Source organism: Pseudomonas sp. FP2300 (assembly GCF_030687595.1).
GTDB classification, from domain to species: Bacteria; Pseudomonadota; Gammaproteobacteria; order Pseudomonadales; family Pseudomonadaceae; genus Aquipseudomonas; species Aquipseudomonas bijieensis.
In genome coordinates this window covers 4,568,578-4,584,660 of sequence record NZ_CP117440.1, presented here as the reverse complement: position 1 = coordinate 4,584,660, position 16,083 = coordinate 4,568,578, and the positions used below count along the sequence as shown (strand labels likewise).

Below are 16,083 nucleotides of genomic sequence, written 5' to 3'. Positions count from 1 at the left end.
ATCGCCCACTATTGCCTGAATGAAAGGGACTTGAACTCCAGGGGAGTGTCGGTATGGCCGGACGCATAAATGATCACGGACGTCGCGTTCGCAGGGGCAACCACGTTCATTTCATGGGTCTCCCATTGCGTGGTGCAGTCAAACGTCTCGATGCTGGTGGTAATGAAGTTGCCTTGCTCATCCATCCAATTGGCCTGGATTCTTCCGGCAGTGGCTGTCGTTGCGCAGCGGGCGGACACGCTGTTGATGTACGTCAGCCCTGGCGTCACTTCGACACGCTGTATCGCCGGTGTCTGGACGTTGACGGTCAGGATCTTGCGCGACGGGTCATAGGTCGAGGGTGATGTCAGGCTCCAGCCCTCGAGGCTGGACAGCTCTGGATTGAGCAGGTGTTCGTAGTGTGTGTCATTGAGCTTGCGCAGTTCCACGTCACCCAGCCTGGCATACGACGTGGACACATTGAGCAGCAGGTCCAGGCGCGCCTGGGGAAGAGACTTGAGGTCGATCACCAGCCAGTTCACCTGGCGCTGGCGCAAGCGTTGGGCAAGCTCCGATGGCGAGGCCGCCGCATCGAATTCGTTTTTCCACTTCAGGTTGTACCACGACGCGTAAAGGGCATCGCCATGCAAACCCGCCATCAAGGGTGACGCAAAGACCGCCACGGGCTGATGCCCGGTATTCAAGGCGTTGACAGTGTCGACCATGTTTCGGATGGGCAGCCGTTCCAATAGATAGGCATCCCGACCGGTCTTGCTCAACAGTGCGGAGGGGTTGATTTCGCCATAATAAGTCGCGGCCTGGATGAAACGGGTATTGGTCAGGATCAACATGGCACCGGCCAGGATGGCGAGGCTGCGCGGGAAAATCTTCGCGTCGGAAAAGGGCAGGGCCAGGATGACTGAGAACAGCGCGAAGGAGGGGAATACATAACGCAGGTAGGCGGTTGACTGGAACGTCAAGAACATCGCGCCGGCGCCGACCAGGAGAATGCACAGGGCTTTTTTGTTGCCGCTCAACAGCACGGCGATGGCAGCGGTGGGTAGCAGCAGCCATTGAAAGCCTGCCGCGCCAACTCGCCCCTCGATGAACTGAGGCGACTTGAAGACCATTCGATAGAGGGTGTCCCAGGTCACGCCGGTACCGAAAGTGGCCGGTGGTTCGAAGTTGATGTTCGGCCAGAGCGGCGAATGGAAAATGGCATTGAAAAACGGGAACACGGGGTTGCCGGTCAAGTACCCGGCTGAGAGGTAAGGGGTCGCGCCCGCCAGTATCAGGCCGACACTGCCCAGCAGGAGCGTCTTGACGATCCCTTGGACGGCCCAGGCCTTGCAGTGCAGCAAGAGGATCACCAGCAGGACCGGCAGGACGCTCAGGGTCACGGCTTTGGTCGCCAGGGCGAAACCCAGCAGGAGGCCGGCCAGGAGCAGTTGCGACAAGCGCTCCCTGGGATCGGGCGTGAAGCTTGAGACTTTCAGGATCGCGAGCGTCCCGGCCATCATGAAGGCGGTCCAGGCCGACTCTATATGCAGGCTGCTGCTCTCAGCGAAGGCGAGGGGTGTCGACAGAAAGATCAGGCTCGCCCAGCGGGCGCTGGTGGCAGAGCCGCCGGCCCAGAGGGTCATGTTGCGGATTTGCCAAGCCAGCAGCAAAGTGAATGCGCTGTTGCTCAGGCGCGAGGCCGTTTCGCCGGCCAGCATATAGACAATGCTATAGATCCAGTCGGCCAGCATGGGCATGACCGCCCATACATAAGTGCCTGCGTCGAACGACCATTGATGCCGCTGAGCCAGGTGTGACGGGACGAAAAGGTGCATGGCCAACGCGTCATGCCCGACCTCCGGCATGAAGGCGACCAGCACGTAAAGGCTGGCGAAGCTGCAGATCAGTACGTCGAGACCCGTCTGGAGGGGTGTTTGCACTGAACGACTGGCCTGGATCTGCCTCAGCAGTTCACCCCCTATCGACGTGACATGCCGGTGGCCCAATATGAGCGGCGTTAACAGCAGCGCGCCATACAGCCAGGGGTAGTTGATCGGCAAGTAGGCCGCCAGGCCTGTCAGCGTGCCGAACGTGCCCGCTCCCACCAGCAGGTGGACGCTCCAGTCGATCGAGGCTTCTTGCCTGAGCATCCACCTGCCGAGCACGATGCAAGACAGCGCGAACAGCGCGACGACAATGACCGGCCAGATCTGGGCGCAGGCAACGGACAGGCATGCCAGTAAACCCAGGCAAAGGATGAGCGGTGGTTTGCCAGTGAAGACGGTGAGGGCGGCCATGCCTGCCACTGACAGCAGTATCGTCCGGGCGGCGCTGTTCATGGACGCCAGTTCGAGCGTCGAAAAACCGTACACGCCGACCACCGCACTCGCCAGTAAAACCACCAACACCACTGCGTATTTCAGGCTGTATCTGGGCAAAATATCGTCTCGGCTGTTCAGCACCTCAGTGCCATGCAAAGGGGGTGCTTATACGTCTCGGTACGTGTGCGGGACCCAGGAACCCCATTTGCTCTCGTAGATCGCCCGGTTCTTTTCGAAAAGTGCCTGTTTTTTCCTGGCACCCAAAGTATTGAACGAGGCGGACAGATGGTGGTGGACGAAAACATCTTCGGCGCAGGCTGCGCGCATGCCACGACGCTGCACGCGGCGGCAGTAATCGTCGTCCTCGAAGAACCCCAGGCCGTACTCTTCGCACAGGCCACCGACTTGCTCGTAGGTCGAGCGCGGCAACATTACGCAGAAAAACGCCAGGGTGTTGATTTCGAACCACTCGCCCATGCGGGCGCGGGTCATTTGTGCGGCTTCGGCGGGCATGTCTTCTAGCCGGTCATAGCGGGTGCTGACTTTGGCCTCATTGCCGATGTTGTTGGTGATCGGACCGATGATGCCGATTTCCGTGTTGTCCTGCAGGTGGCGGATCAGGCCTTTGATCCAGCCGGCGGTGACGACCGTGTCGTTGTTCAGGATAACCAGATAGTCGCCACTGGCCGCTGCGAGGCCCAGGTTGTTGCCGGCGGCGAAGCCCTTGTTGTCCGGGTTGAGGATGACGATCCGGTCTGGATGTCCCTTGGCCCAGGCGGTGAGGTAGGCCGGGGTCTGGTCGCTGGAATGGTTATCGACGACGATGATTTCAAGGTTCGGGTATTGGCTTTGGGTCAACAGGCTATCGAGGCAGGCCTTGGTCAGTTCGAGGTTGTTATAGGTCAACACCACGACGCTGACTTTAGGCAGGGGTAACGTCGCGATGGCCTCGCGCAGGCTGGCGGCCCGATGCCGCCAGGTCTGGCTCCGGGCGAACGATTGCCGCGCCTTTAGCGTGGCGCTGGCCTCTGGGAGTGCCTCCAATACATCGCGCAGGGTCGAGATGAACTCAGTCGGCTGTTCAATCGCCCAGACCAGTTCGCCGAACTGGCTCAATTCCGGCAGTTTCACCGACACCACCGGTTTCCCCGCGCTCAGGTATTCATAGACCTTGACCGGATTGGTGGCGAGGGTCAGCGGCATGACCTTGAACGGAAGGAGGCAAACGTCCATGGCGTGGAGGTAGTAGGGCAGGGAGGCATAGGGGACTTCGCCTTCCAGGACCACATTCGGGCAGGCCTTGAAGTATTTTTTTGCCTGGACGGTATCGCTGCCGATCAACAGGATCAGGTGCTGCGGGAAGGACTGGGCGACACGCTTGACCAGGTCCAGATCGAACCATTCGGCAATGACGCCGTAGTAGCCGATGATCTTTCTGTTGGAAGGATCCCGGTAGACCTTGTCGGGACGTTGGCTGAAGAAACTGAACTCGCAGGCGTTGCGGATCACCTCTACGTTGCGGTTTTCCCGCTTGCCGTGCCGTTCGATCCAGTCGGAGGTGGCCACCAACAGATCCGCCCTGCGCATCAGGGCGATCTCAAGGTCGAGCATTTCCTGGGCAACGTTGCCGAAGCCTTCGTGATGGTCCATGCAGTCATAGACTAGCGTGGTGTTGGGGACACGCCTCGCCAACGGGAACCAATAGGCGTGCTGGACGATGCAATCCACGGCACCGACGTTCGCCGATTGCAGGAGCATGGCCAGCCCTTGGCATAACTGGCGGATCGCGGCCGCTGACGGCGGGGCATGATAAATGGCCGGTGCGCCACGTACCTTGAAACGGATCTGGAACAGCCGTTTGGAGCCTTCCAAAAGCTCTGCTTCGAAACCAGGGGCATCATCGTCGATAAAGTGGTTCGAGACATAAAAGGTCGTTTGTCCGGCCCGGGCCAACTCCTTGGCCAGGTTCTGTGGGCGCTGGATGCGGAAGTGCCAGTCAATCACGCCGAACATCAGGATCATGGGCCGCCCGTGACTAGACGGCACGGCAAGGTTTACGGGCGGTGGCAGAGGTTGCAGCGGGATGAGGCCAGCGGGTGCCGCTGATTCGCCTGGCGTTGCCTTGCCGGGTTTCAACCAGCTTCGAAGCCGACTCGCCAGTTTGCTTTTACGGTGTGCGGAGAGGGGCAGCCAGGCGTAGACCCGGCGCGACAACTTATACAGCTGCTTGCGTATCGAATAACGCAGCGGTGCGCGTTCAATGGCGTTGCCCCAGTCCGAAAGCTTGAACAGCTCAGCCTGCTTCGCCGCCAGTTGGGCGCGCAAATCCACCGCCCAATCGGAAAGCGCGACCGCCTCGCTTTCTTTTGTCTGGAGCAATGTCTCGGCGTCTTTCAGGCGCTGTTCGGCCAACCGCAGTTGCTCGCGCAGCCGCCCGGCCTTGCCTTCTTGAAGTGACAGGCGAGTGCGAAGCGCTTGTGAACCCAGGTTCAATTGTTTGATAAGCCGATCTCGATTCTCGATTTCCTTGACCAGCTGTAAGGCCTCAATGGATCTGGATTGTGTTGAGCGATTCAGTTGGTCAATGCAATCAACAAGACGGTTGATCTGGTCCATGCGGTTTTCTGGTCCTTTGGTCAATACGGCAACGCACACTCGGTCTTTCAGGATCGATGACTGGCTTCAATCACCAGCCAGGCCTCCAGCCGTGCAATGAATCAGCATAGCGGTTGCTGGACGGGGTGCCACGCGACAAACGTCATATGACGTCGGCGAAGCCCTTGCGTGTCCTCTGGAACCAGGCAAACCCGCAACAGGCAATCAGCACGGCGATTGCCGAGTAAACCGCCAGGTGCTCCCATTGCGGCGGCCTGCCCCAGAACATTACATCGCGAACCATTTCCACCGGCAGCGTCAGCGGGTTTGCCTGCAAGACGGCCTGATAGCTCTGTGGAAGCGTCGAGAGGGGATAGAAAATCGGAGAAAGGAACAGCATCGCGGTGATGATAATGCCGATGAACTGGCCGATATCGCGCAGGTACACACTTATCGAGGCGAGAAACCAGGAAATACCCAGCGTCAGCAACACCAACGGAAACAGCACCAGTGGCAGCAGAAGAGCGGTGACCGGTGGGGTACCGAACAGGACGATGTAGAAGACCAGCCAGGCCAGGAGGCTGACTGCCATGTGGAACAGCGCTGCGCCGAGGGACACCAGGGGCAGGGTTTCCAATGGGAATACAATCTTCTTGACGTAGTTGGTGTTGGCCAGCACCAGGCCAGGCGCACGGTTGATGCATTCGGAAAACAGGTTGAATACCAGCAGGCCAGCGAACAGCACCAGGGCGAATTCGCTCTTGGACTCACCGCCGCCAGACCAGCGGGCCTTGAAGACGACACTGAACACGAACGTGTAGACCACCAGCATGAAGGCCGGGGTGAAGAACGACCATAAAATGCCGAGCATGGAGCCTTTATAGCGACCGATGACTTCCCTGCGGATCAACACGTAGATCAAGATTCGATTGATCAGGACACTCTTGATCATGGCGACAGGGGACATGCTGAACGACTGCATCGGTGCTTGATCCTTAAGACAATATCGGATGCTTCTTGAGTGGCATCCTCATGAGGGTAGGCCAAGTGTAGATTCATTCGCAGTTTTTTATCCCATCTGTGCTTAACTCATCCGCAGTGCCCAACGAAGGACTGATCCAGTAACGCCGCAATAATGGCCGCGATTCATGGAAGGGTTTTACCGATGTCGTTTGAAGTGGCCATCAGCGCCGAAAACCTGAGCAAGTGTTATCAGATTTATGATGCGCCCAAGGACCGCCTGTTGCAGATGCTGGTGCGCGGCAGGAAGCGTTTCTATCGCGAGTTCTGGGCCCTGGACGATGTTTCCCTGACCATCGCAAGGGGGGAGACCGTCGGTATCATCGGCCGTAATGGCAGTGGCAAATCCACCCTGTTGCAGCTGATCTGCGGAACGTTGATGCCGACCCGGGGCAGCGTCCAGGGGCATGGCCGGATTGCAGCGTTGCTGGAGCTGGGGTCGGGTTTCAATCCGGAATTCACCGGCCGGGAAAACGTCTATGTGAATGCGGCGGTGCTGGGCTTGAGTCGCTCGGAAATCGACGCTCGCTTCGATGACATCGTCGCCTTTGCCAATATCGGCGATTTTATCGACCAGCCCACCAAAATCTATTCCAGCGGCATGCTGGTACGGCTGGCCTTCGCCGTTTCGGTCTGTGTCGAGCCCGAGATCCTGATCGTCGACGAGGCCCTCTCCGTCGGCGATGCATCCTTTCAGTTCAAATGCCTGAATCGGCTGGAGGAACTGGCGGCCAAGGGCACGACGCTGCTGTTCGTCTCCCATGACATGAGCATGGTCAAGCGCTTTTGCCACCGGGTCATCTACTTGCGCGCGGGCCGGGTCGTTGCCAGTGGCTCACCCGACGAAATGGCCGAACTGCACTTGCTCGACATGCGTGACGAGCAACGTCGCTGGGCCAGTGGCGGGGTCATGCCGGTAACGCGCAAGCCATTCATGGGCGAGCAGGAGGGGATGGCCTTTGGGACCGAAGAGGGGCATATCAGTGCCGCCTGCTTTACCAACACCCAGCAGCTTTGCTCCAGTTACCTGTATGGCGACGACATCGAGATTCGCGTCGAGGCCATGCTGCATGAGTCGATCACTCAACCCAACATCAGCTTCACCATTCAGGAAGCCAGGCTGCTGGTGATTGGTGGCGGTAACTTCGCACTGCAACCGGGGCCCGTCGAAAACGGTTGGCGGCGTACGGCGATTACAGTGCGCTTCCCGGCCAACCTCGCCGAGGGCCGCTATCATGTCACGCTCAAACTGTTGCACGGTGCGACGGAAGACACCTCACAACTGATCGAGAAGCAGGTCGCGCCATTGGCGTTCGACATGCTGCCGAACCACAAGCGTTTCCTGGGCATGGTCGACCTGGGGTTGCAGAGGATCGACCCTCGTCCAGCCGAGTCGCTTGCCAAGGCCTGTGGGACCCAAGGAGAGAAGGTTTTGACGGAACAGTTGGACGAGCGCACTTGGCAGGTCGCTATATTCGGTACCTTTGACGTAGAAAACTACGGCGATCTGCTGTTTCCGCTCATTGCCGAGGCGGAGTTGGCCCGGCGCTTGGGTTCAGTCAACCTGCATCGATTTTCCTATCACGCCAAAAAAACACCGCAATGGCCCTATGCGGTGACGTCGCTGACCGAGCTGCCTCATGTGGCGTCCAGCCTGGATGGTGTTTTGATCGGCGGTGGCTTCCTGATCCGCTTCGATAAAGTCGTTGCCCACGGCTATGGTCCGACGACCGCCAGTATCCATCACCCTACCGGTTATTGGCTGACCCCTGCGCTCATCGCGCAGCAGCACGGGGTCCCGGTCATGTGGAATGCCCCCGGGATGCATTGCAACAGTATCCCCGACTGGGCCAGGCCGTTATTGACGATGGCTCTTGAGCAAAGCCAGTACGTGGGAGTACGCGATGCACTGTCACGCGATACTCTCGGCGCGCTCACCCAACAGGCCGAGATCGAAGTGTTGCCCGATACCGCATTTGGCTTGCCCCACCTGATCGACGAGCAGCAGCCCTGCGCCGAGTTCATTCGCCTGCGCGAGCGCGCCGGGTTGATCGGGCCCTACATCGTGATCCATGCCATTCACGTGGTGGAGTCCTTTGTAAAACTGTTCGAAGACCACGCCGAGGCGTTCCAGGGCTATCAGTTTTTGGTGGTGCCGATTGGCCCCGTCCTGGGGGACGATCCGTCGGCCATTGCGGCGCGCCTGCCCCAGGCCATCACCTTGTCGTTCTGGCCGGAACCGTTGCTGATGGCGGAAATTATCAGCCAGGCCCAAGCGGTGATCGGCCACAGCTACCACCTGGCAATCACCGCCCTGGCGTTTGGTGTCCCGGTGTTTTGCTCGGCGGATCTGACGACGGGCAAGTACACGGCACTGGCGAAGTTCGACTCACTCCACGCGTTGCCGGACGTGGCCACGGTCGATCCGCAATGGTTTATCGCCCGTGTCGGCAAGACCCACCCATCGCCCGCGGCGCGTGCGGCGGCGGATCGGTTGGTCGAGCATTGGGATCGGGTCGCGGCGATCATTCGCCAGGGTAAAACGTCTGCCCAGCCGGTGTTGGGGGCCTTTCTACAGCATCTGCCCAACCTGCTCGAAGCCGCCGCCGAGGGCCGCGACCCCTTGCCGGCTGAATGTCCGGCAAGCCCTGTCGTGCCCGAGCCTGAGCTCATCGAGCCGCTGCACGACCCGGCAGTACAAGCGCTTGCCCAGCAGCAACAGATCGTTCAGCTCAGTCAGCAACTGGCGCTCAGTGACGCCAGGATGCTTGAGTTGCAGAACTCCAATTCCTTCCGAATGACCGCACCACTGCGCTCCATTGCCCGTGGTATCAGAAACCTGACAGCGAACAAGAACAGACAATGCTAGATCTCTCTCGTCTCACGCCAGCGGCTCTAAGGGCTCACCCGTTCTCATGGGCTGAAATCGGCAGCCTGTATTCGGTCGAGAACGCCGCCGCGTTGGCGGCCTCCTTTCCTCATGACCACTTCAAGACGGTGAGTGGTTATGGTGGTGAGAAGAACTATGACTATGAGGCCCGTGCCTTGGTGGGCATGGGCTCCAACACCATCGCTTTCCCTGAAGAACTGAGCGAGGCGTGGTTGAGGCTGGCCCGGGATCTTGGCTCGGCGGGCTATCGAGAGGCCATGTCGGAGCTGACCGGGATCGACCTGCGGGCCGTACCGATGGAGGTCAACGTCTTTCATTACGGTCCCGGCGCCAGCCTGGGGGCCCATCCGGACCTGCCCGATAAACTGGTCACCCATATCCTGTATTTCAATGAGTCCTGGGACCGCAATGACGGCGGGTGCCTGAATATCCTGCACAGCAATGACCCCAACGCCGTGGCGGCCGAGATCGAGCCCCTGGTGGGCAACTCGGCGATCCTGGTGCGCTCGGATCATTCCTGGCATGCCGTCACCCCGGTGGTGAGCGGCTGCCATTCTTCGCGCCGCAGCCTGACGGCAACGTTCTACCGACCGGGCTCCCAGAGTTCCATGTGGCCGCCGGGCGACCACACGCCACTGCATGGATACCCACGTGCTTAAGCTCGACAGCACCTTGATCGACCGCGACGCCGCCCTGGCTCAAAGAGACGCAGCCATCCATGAGCGCGATATCGCCTTGGCAAAAGTCGACTTCCTGCAAAATACCCGTTCGTGGCGTTTTACCCGACCCTTGCGTTCGCTTTTTCGGTGGATGCGTTATGGTTTTAGCGCAACGCAGGAATTTCCCGAGATAGCCGCTGCGATCGTCTACCCGACCGCACCGGAGCCGTTGCTGAACCCTGAGGTGGAACCGGATTTCACCACCAAAGGGCACCTGGATATCCTCTGCTTCGCCAACATTGAGTGGGCTGCACGATTCCAGCGACCGCAGCAGTTGATGAGCCAGTTCGCGAACAATGGTTATCGGGTGTTTTACATCGTCCCCTCCAGTGTGCCGGAGCAGGGACAGCCCTATCGATTGACGTCGGTGGCGCCCAACATTTTTGAAGTGGCGCTGCAACGTGATGTGCAAGAGGCGTATTACGAAAAAACAGTGACGCCTGAGAACCATCAGGCTTTGCTGCTCGCCATGACTGCGCTGGTCGCCGATATGCAGATAAGAACCGCCCTCTCGGTGGTACATATCGCCTATTGGAGCCCCGTGGCCCGCAGCCTGCGAGCCATGCATGGCTGGCGCATTCAGTATGACTGCATGGATGACTGGGATGGTTTTCCGAACATCGGTGAGCAACTGCTGAGCGAGGAACAGAGCCTGATTGCCCAGGCGGATCTGGTAACCGTTTCCGCCGCGTTGCTTTACCAGAAGTGGAGCGCCCACAACCCGCGCTGTGTACTGGTCCGAAACGCAGTGGATTTCGCCTTTTTCCGGCAGCATTGTTTCACCAATGATGTGCTCAGCGGGCTTGTCGGCCCGGTGATTGGTTACTACGGCGCCCTGGCGCAATGGCTCGACTATCCGTTACTGGCGGCGCTGGCGGACAGGCGGCCAGAGTGGAACTTCATCCTGGTGGGGGATATTTTCGTCGACGATCTGGCGGGCCTTGAGCACAAGCCCAATGTGCAGTTGCTGGGCAGGAAGCCTTATTCGCAAATGCCGCTTTACCTGGAGCATTTCGATGCCTGCCTGATTCCCTTCAGGCTCTACAACGTGACTCATGCGGTCGATCCGGTGAAGTTCTACGAGTACATCAGTGCAGGCAAGCCGGTGATCTCCACCCCACTGACGGAGATGAGCATCTATAAAGACTTGCTGTACTTCGCAACCGGGGTCGATGAGTTCATCGAACAGATCGAGCATGCCTTGGCCGAGAGCGACCTGGTCCTGTACAAACGACGCGTAGAACTGGCCCGGGCCAATGACTGGAAAGATCGATTCAATAGCATGCAACTGGCGATCGTCGGGCTGTACGAAAAAGTCTCCATCGTGCTTGTGACGTACAACAATCTCAATCTGACCGTTCAATGTGTAAACAGCATTCTGCGCAATACCGCCTGGCCCAATTACCAGCTCATTGTCGTCGACAATGGTTCGCAGGATGGTACGGGTGATTATCTTGAGCGCCTGCGCCAAGAGGTACCGACCGCGAAGGTCATTCTCAACCCGGACAACCGAGGCTTCGCTGCGGCCAATAATCAGGGCTTGCGAGAAGCCGACGGTGACATCCTGCTGTTGCTCAATAACGACACGGTAGTGCCTGACGGCTGGCTGGAACCGCTGGTCAGGCATTTGAGGGACCCGAGTGTCGGCTTGGTCGGACCGGTCACGAATGCGGTAGGAAACGAAGCGAAAGTCGAAGTTCCCTACACCGACATTCAACAGATGCAAGATTTTGCAGACCGCTACACCGAAGCCCACAAGGGACGGTCGTTCGATATCTCGATGCTCGCCATGTTTTGCATCGCCTTCCGCCGTGGGATCCTCGAAGAGGTGGGGTATCTGGATGAAGCATTCGGTATCGGGATGTTCGAAGACGACGACTACAGCCGTCGCGTGCAGGCGGCCGGTTACCGGACTGTCTGTGCCGAAGATGCGTTTATCCATCACTACGGGCAGGCATCGTTCAGGAAGCTGATCGCCAGCGGTGAGTACCAGGCCCTCTGGGACAAGAACCAGGCGTACTTCGAAAGCAAATGGGGGGCTTGGCAAGCCCATGTTCATCGCGCCGAGCCTGGTATCGAGACGCAGGAGAAGGGCTAGGTCGCGTTGGTCGTGAGGCTGTTTACAGTCGACATGAGTGGGAGCGAGCTTGCTCGCGATGACGTCGGCACAGGCAACATCACCGCAAACTGAACCACCGCTATCGCGAGCAAGCTCCCACACTCAATCTTCAGTAGACCCAAAATTCGCCTGAGGCTATTTCAGCGCCCGGGCAAGTCTTCGCCCATCAGGTGAAACGCCCTGGGCGCAAAGCCAAGCCGGTCACTGGCGTCGGAATGGTCGAATACCAGGTCCTGGTTCATGCGCGCCACCAACGCGCCAGAAAGATGTCGGTAGCGTGGCAGGCAGCGCATGATCGAAACGACCTGGGTTAACGCCTTGGCGGGGAGGGGCAGTGTTCGTTCGGGGCATCCCAGGGCCTGGAATATTCGTCTCACCATGGTGTGATAAGGCAACACTTCCCCTCCTGAGAGGTTATAGCCGCCACTGGGCAGGCCAGGCGTACTCAGGGCCGACAGGCACGCCTGGATCACGTCGTCAGCATGCACCGGCTGGCGCAGTCCGGTTGCGCCGTCGATGAGCGGAAAAAAACCGAAGCGTTGGATGAAACGGGCAATTTGCGAGATGTTCTTGTCGCGGCCAAAGCCATAGATCATGGTCGGTCGCAGGATCACCCATTCGATTTGCCGTTCGATCGCCCACTGCTCGAGCTGTTCTTCTGCGCGTACCAAGCGTTGCGCCAACGCCCTTTCCCGGGCGTCGGGCGATGCTTGTTTGGCAAAGCGGCTTGTGGAGGACAGCGCGACAACGCGTTTGACGTGGGCGCTGGCAAGGCGCTCCAGATAATCGGGTAATACCCAGATGGGGGCAAATGACAGGAAGGTATCCAGCGTCAGTCCGTGCCAGTTGTCAGCGTTTCTCCACGTCACATCGGGGCAGGACACCTTGGGCAGACTTCGAGTGAAGGCACTCGTTGGGTGACCGGTTTGTGCCAGCAATGGCAGGGTGCGCTCGCCCAGGAGGCTGGAGCCGCCCAATATTCCTATTCGCAACTGAGGTCTCTTATCAAGGGTTCCATGCATTTTTAAGCCGGGTAGTTGCGTGGCGAAGGATCATCAGACTGAACCGAAACCAGACCGCGATCACCACGCTGACCCATAGGGCTGCAGGGTATTTGCGGCGGAAAAACTTGCGATAGAAACGCAGGATCCCCAAGTGTTTGTGCCATTCGACGAAATAGGGACGATGACGGCTGCAGCCACCGAATACATGCGTCACCTGGGCATCCGGCACGAACAGAACGCTCCAGCCGGCCTGATGGAAGCGCATGCACCAGTCCAGGTCCTCGCAATGAAGGAAATAGTCTTCGTCCCACAACCCGACGCTCTCGATCGCTTCGCGCTTGACCAGCGTGCAAGCCCCGGAGATGGCTTCAACGACAATGGGGGCGCAGGGGAGCGGTTCCTTGTGCAATAAAAAGTCGGAAAACACCGATGGAAAAAATACTGAGAGCCGTGAAAGTCCGAAAGCCCGCATGAAGGCGCGTCTGGGCGTCGGAAACACCCGGCGTCCCCCGGCTTGCTCGCTACCGTCCGGATTGCACAGGAACCCTCCAACCATGCCGATCTCTGGTGAACTGCGTAGCGCCAGCAGCAAGCGGTCCATGGCATCGACGGCCAGCACGCTGTCCGGGTTCAAGAAAAATAAATTGGCGGCCGTTGACAGGCGGGCGCCTTGGTTGCACGCCACGGCGAAGCCGAGGTTGGCGGTGTTGCGTACGATTTGAAGTGAGTCGCCGGCAGCGTGGGTTCGTTCCAACAGCATCAGGCTATCGTCGTGAGAGTCGTTATCCACCACGATCACCCGGGAAGCGCCGGCGGTAAACACCGACCCTACACACGCCACCAAAAGCTCACCAGCGTTGTAATTGACAATGATCACATCACACTCGCCACGTAGAGATGATGTGCTCCATTCATCAATAGCGGGCAGTTCCATTGCTTCCAACTTAATCACTCCATTGCTCAAACCTGGATACGCATGGGATCGCAACTACTCAGGTTGGTATTCAAGATAGCAGGTCCACGGCCTTCGACCAGTTCCGACCAGCATGGTCAGAATGTCTGCCCCAAGGAAAATTGAAACACCTGCGTATCGGCGTTATCCGGGGTTCGGACCGGAAAGGCCACGTTGGCACTCAATGGACCCAGCGGGCTATACCAGGTCACCCCGACGCCTACCGAACTGGCCATCTGGCTGAGGTCGAGCCCGTCGCATCCCTGGGTGGTGCTCAGGTAGCACTTGTCGGAGTAGACGCTGCCGACGTCCCAGAACACTGAGGTGCGCAGGGATTTGTTGTCTTTGATAAAAGGCAGCGGGAACAGGTATTCCACGCCGCCGGTGATGAGTATGTTGCCGCCCAGCGACTCGGTGTCACGGTCGGAGTAGTACGCTTGGCCGGCGCTGGCATAGGTGCCGGTGGCCGGAGTGTTGCGCGGGCCGAGGGTGCCGCTCTCAAAGCCGCGCACCGAGCCTTCGCCACCGGCGGTGTAGTTTTCATAGAACGGCAGGCCGTCTGTCGAGCCGTAGCTGTTGCCGTAGCCGAGTTTGGTGTGCAAGCGCAGCGAAGTAGCGTCGCTGACCGGCAGGAAGGCCTGCCCGGTGTAGTCGATCTTGTAGAAGCTCAGGTCGCTGCCGGGCACGGTCACCATCAGGTTCAGGTTTTGCGAATGTCCGCGGGTGGCCAGCACGCCTTTGTTCAGCGTCGACTCCGACCAGCCGAGGTTGGCCTTGAAGTTGGTGAAGTCCTTGCCTTCACGCTCGATGAAGTCGTAGATCTCATCGGCGCTGTAGGTGCCTGGTTCGATGCTGTCATGTTGCACCGTCAAGCCGAAATTCAGCCGTGAGGTTTCATTGATCGGATAGCCGAGGGTGGTGCCGGCGCCGTAGCTATTGATGGAATAGTACGAATAGTCGTCATCGTAGTATTCGTTGTAGTCGGTGGCGTTGTAGAACACGTTGTAGCCCAGGCTCACTCCGTCCGGCGTGAAGTAGGGGTCGGTAAAACCGATGTTGTACTTGCTTTGGTAGGAGGAGCGGGTCAAGCCCAGGCTGGCGTAGTTGCCGGTGCCGAGAAAATTGTTCTGGGTGATCGAGCCACCGAGGATCAGGCCGGCACTTTGCGAGAAGCCGACACTGGCGCTGATCGAGCCGGAAGCCTGCTCCTCGACGCTGTAGTTCACGTCGACCTGGTCATCGACGCCCGGTACGGCCGGGGTCTCGACGTTGACTTCCTTGAAGAAGCCCAGGCGCTCGAGGCGGGTCTTGGACTGGTCGATCAGGTAGGTCGAAGCCCAGCCACCTTCCATCTGGCGCATTTCACGGCGCAGCACTTCGTCCTCGGACTTGGTGTTGCCACGGAAGTTGATGCGGTTGACGTAGGCACGCTTGCCCGGGTCCACGGCGAAGGTGATGTCGACGGTATGGTCTTCATCGTGGGGCTGTGGCACGCCGTTGACGTTGGCGAAGGTGTAGCCCTCGTTACCCAGGCGGCGGGTGATCAGCTCGGACGTGGTGGTCATCAGCTTGCGCGAGAACACCTGGCCCTTCTGCACCAGCAACAGCGACTTGACCTGGTCTTCGGGGACCTTCAGGTCACCGCTGAGTTTGACGTCACGAACGGTGTATTTCTCGCCTTCGTTGACGTTGACGGTGATGTAGACGTGCTTCTTGTCCGGGGTGATGGACACCTGGGTCGAAGCGATGTCCATGTTGATGTAGCCACGGTCCAGGTAGTAGGAACGCAGGCGCTCCAAGTCACCGGAGAGCTTTTCACGGGCGTACTTGTCGTCGTTCTTGAAGAACGACAGCCAGTTGGTGGTCTTGAGTTCGAACAGGTCGATCAGGTCTTCATCCGGGAAAACCGTGTTGCCCACCACGTTGATGTGCTGGATGGCCGCCACGGTGCCTTCGTTGATGTTGACCTTCAGGCCGACGCGGTTGCGCGGCTGCGGCACCACTTCGGTGTCGACAGTGGCCGAGTAGCGGCCCTGGGCAACGTACTGGCGTTGCAGCTCGTTACGCACACCTTCGAGGGTGGCGCGCTGGAAGATCTCGCCTTCGGCCAGGCCGGACTGCTTGAGGCCCTTCATCAGGTCTTCAGTGGAGATCGCCTTGTTGCCTTCGATCTCGATACTGGCGATGGACGGTCGCTCGACAACGGTGATGATCAATACGTCACCGTCGTGTCCCAGTTGGATATCCTGGAAAAAGCCGGTCTTGAACAGCGCGCGCGTGGACTCCACCAGGCGCCGCTCATCGGCGTTATCACCGACGTTCAACGGCAAGGCCCCGAACACACTGCCTGCGGAAACGCGCTGGAGGCCGTTGATGCGAATATCGGAAATCTTGAACCCTTGGGCGTGAGCCAGTGTGACATTGAGCAGCAGTGCAGCCGAGCAGAGCAGGCGCGAAAAATTCATCAAGATCTTATCCAGGACA

The 16,083-nt window shown here is 59.0% G+C and carries 9 protein-coding genes and 1 pseudogene; 4 read left to right on the top strand and 6 right to left on the bottom strand.

All coding sequences use genetic code 11. The features are described 5' to 3' along the window. Positions 1 to 8 precede the first annotated feature (8 nt). The 3 genes from PSH86_RS20110 to PSH86_RS20100 all read right to left on the bottom strand — a co-directional run bounded on the left by PSH86_RS20110 (position 9) and on the right by PSH86_RS20100 (position 5,877). Positions 9 to 2,417, bottom strand: a complete 2,409-nt coding sequence (locus PSH86_RS20110; protein WP_305484521.1) for a phospholipid carrier-dependent glycosyltransferase — start codon at positions 2,415 to 2,417, stop codon at positions 9 to 11. 48 nt (positions 2,418 to 2,465) lie between these two features. Continuing rightward, a complete protein-coding gene (locus PSH86_RS20105; RefSeq protein WP_305484519.1) occupies positions 2,466 to 4,916 on the bottom strand; it encodes a glycosyltransferase in 2,451 nt (816 codons plus the stop codon). A gap of 142 nt (positions 4,917 to 5,058) precedes the next feature. Continuing rightward, the gene (locus PSH86_RS20100) at positions 5,059 to 5,877 is read right to left on the bottom strand and encodes an ABC transporter permease (protein ID WP_232199693.1); all 819 of its coding nucleotides are present in this window, start codon (positions 5,875 to 5,877) and stop codon (positions 5,059 to 5,061) included. A gap of 183 nt (positions 5,878 to 6,060) precedes the next feature. Here PSH86_RS20100 and PSH86_RS20095 point away from each other — a divergent pair. The 4 genes and pseudogenes from PSH86_RS20095 to PSH86_RS20080 all read left to right on the top strand — a co-directional run. Next, positions 6,061 to 7,284: pseudogene (locus PSH86_RS20095) on the top strand (ABC transporter ATP-binding protein); the annotation flags it as partial. After that, positions 7,264 to 8,784 carry a polysaccharide pyruvyl transferase family protein gene (locus PSH86_RS20090; protein ID WP_305490380.1) on the top strand — a complete coding sequence of 507 codons (1,521 nt, stop codon included), beginning with the start codon at positions 7,264 to 7,266 and terminating at the stop codon, positions 8,782 to 8,784. The pseudogene PSH86_RS20095 and the gene PSH86_RS20090, both read left to right, overlap by 21 nt. Further along, positions 8,778 to 9,464 (top strand): 2OG-Fe(II) oxygenase, encoded by a 687-nt coding sequence (locus PSH86_RS20085; RefSeq protein ID WP_305484515.1) that lies wholly within the window; start codon positions 8,778 to 8,780, stop codon positions 9,462 to 9,464. The genes PSH86_RS20090 and PSH86_RS20085 overlap by 7 nt, the downstream gene beginning before the upstream one ends. Then, complete coding sequence (locus PSH86_RS20080) at positions 9,457 to 11,622, top strand: glycosyltransferase (protein ID WP_305484513.1); 2,166 nt, start codon at positions 9,457 to 9,459, stop codon at positions 11,620 to 11,622. The genes PSH86_RS20085 and PSH86_RS20080 overlap by 8 nt, the downstream gene beginning before the upstream one ends. A 161-nt stretch (positions 11,623 to 11,783) precedes the next feature. On the opposite strand, the gene PSH86_RS20075 is transcribed toward PSH86_RS20080, so the two are convergent. The 3 genes from PSH86_RS20075 to bamA all read right to left on the bottom strand — a co-directional run bounded on the left by PSH86_RS20075 (position 11,784) and on the right by bamA (position 16,064). Further along, positions 11,784 to 12,635 (bottom strand): SDR family oxidoreductase, encoded by an 852-nt coding sequence (locus PSH86_RS20075; protein ID WP_305484511.1) that lies wholly within the window; start codon positions 12,633 to 12,635, stop codon positions 11,784 to 11,786. Between the two features lie 13 nt (positions 12,636 to 12,648). Further along, positions 12,649 to 13,581: a glycosyltransferase family 2 protein gene (locus PSH86_RS20070; RefSeq protein WP_305490379.1), complete on the bottom strand. Its 933-nt coding sequence runs from the start codon at positions 13,579 to 13,581 to the stop codon at positions 12,649 to 12,651. 116 nt (positions 13,582 to 13,697) lie between these two features. After that, a complete protein-coding gene (gene bamA, locus PSH86_RS20065) occupies positions 13,698 to 16,064 on the bottom strand; it encodes an outer membrane protein assembly factor BamA (RefSeq protein WP_163857865.1) in 2,367 nt (788 codons plus the stop codon). Positions 16,065 to 16,083 lie beyond the last annotated feature (19 nt).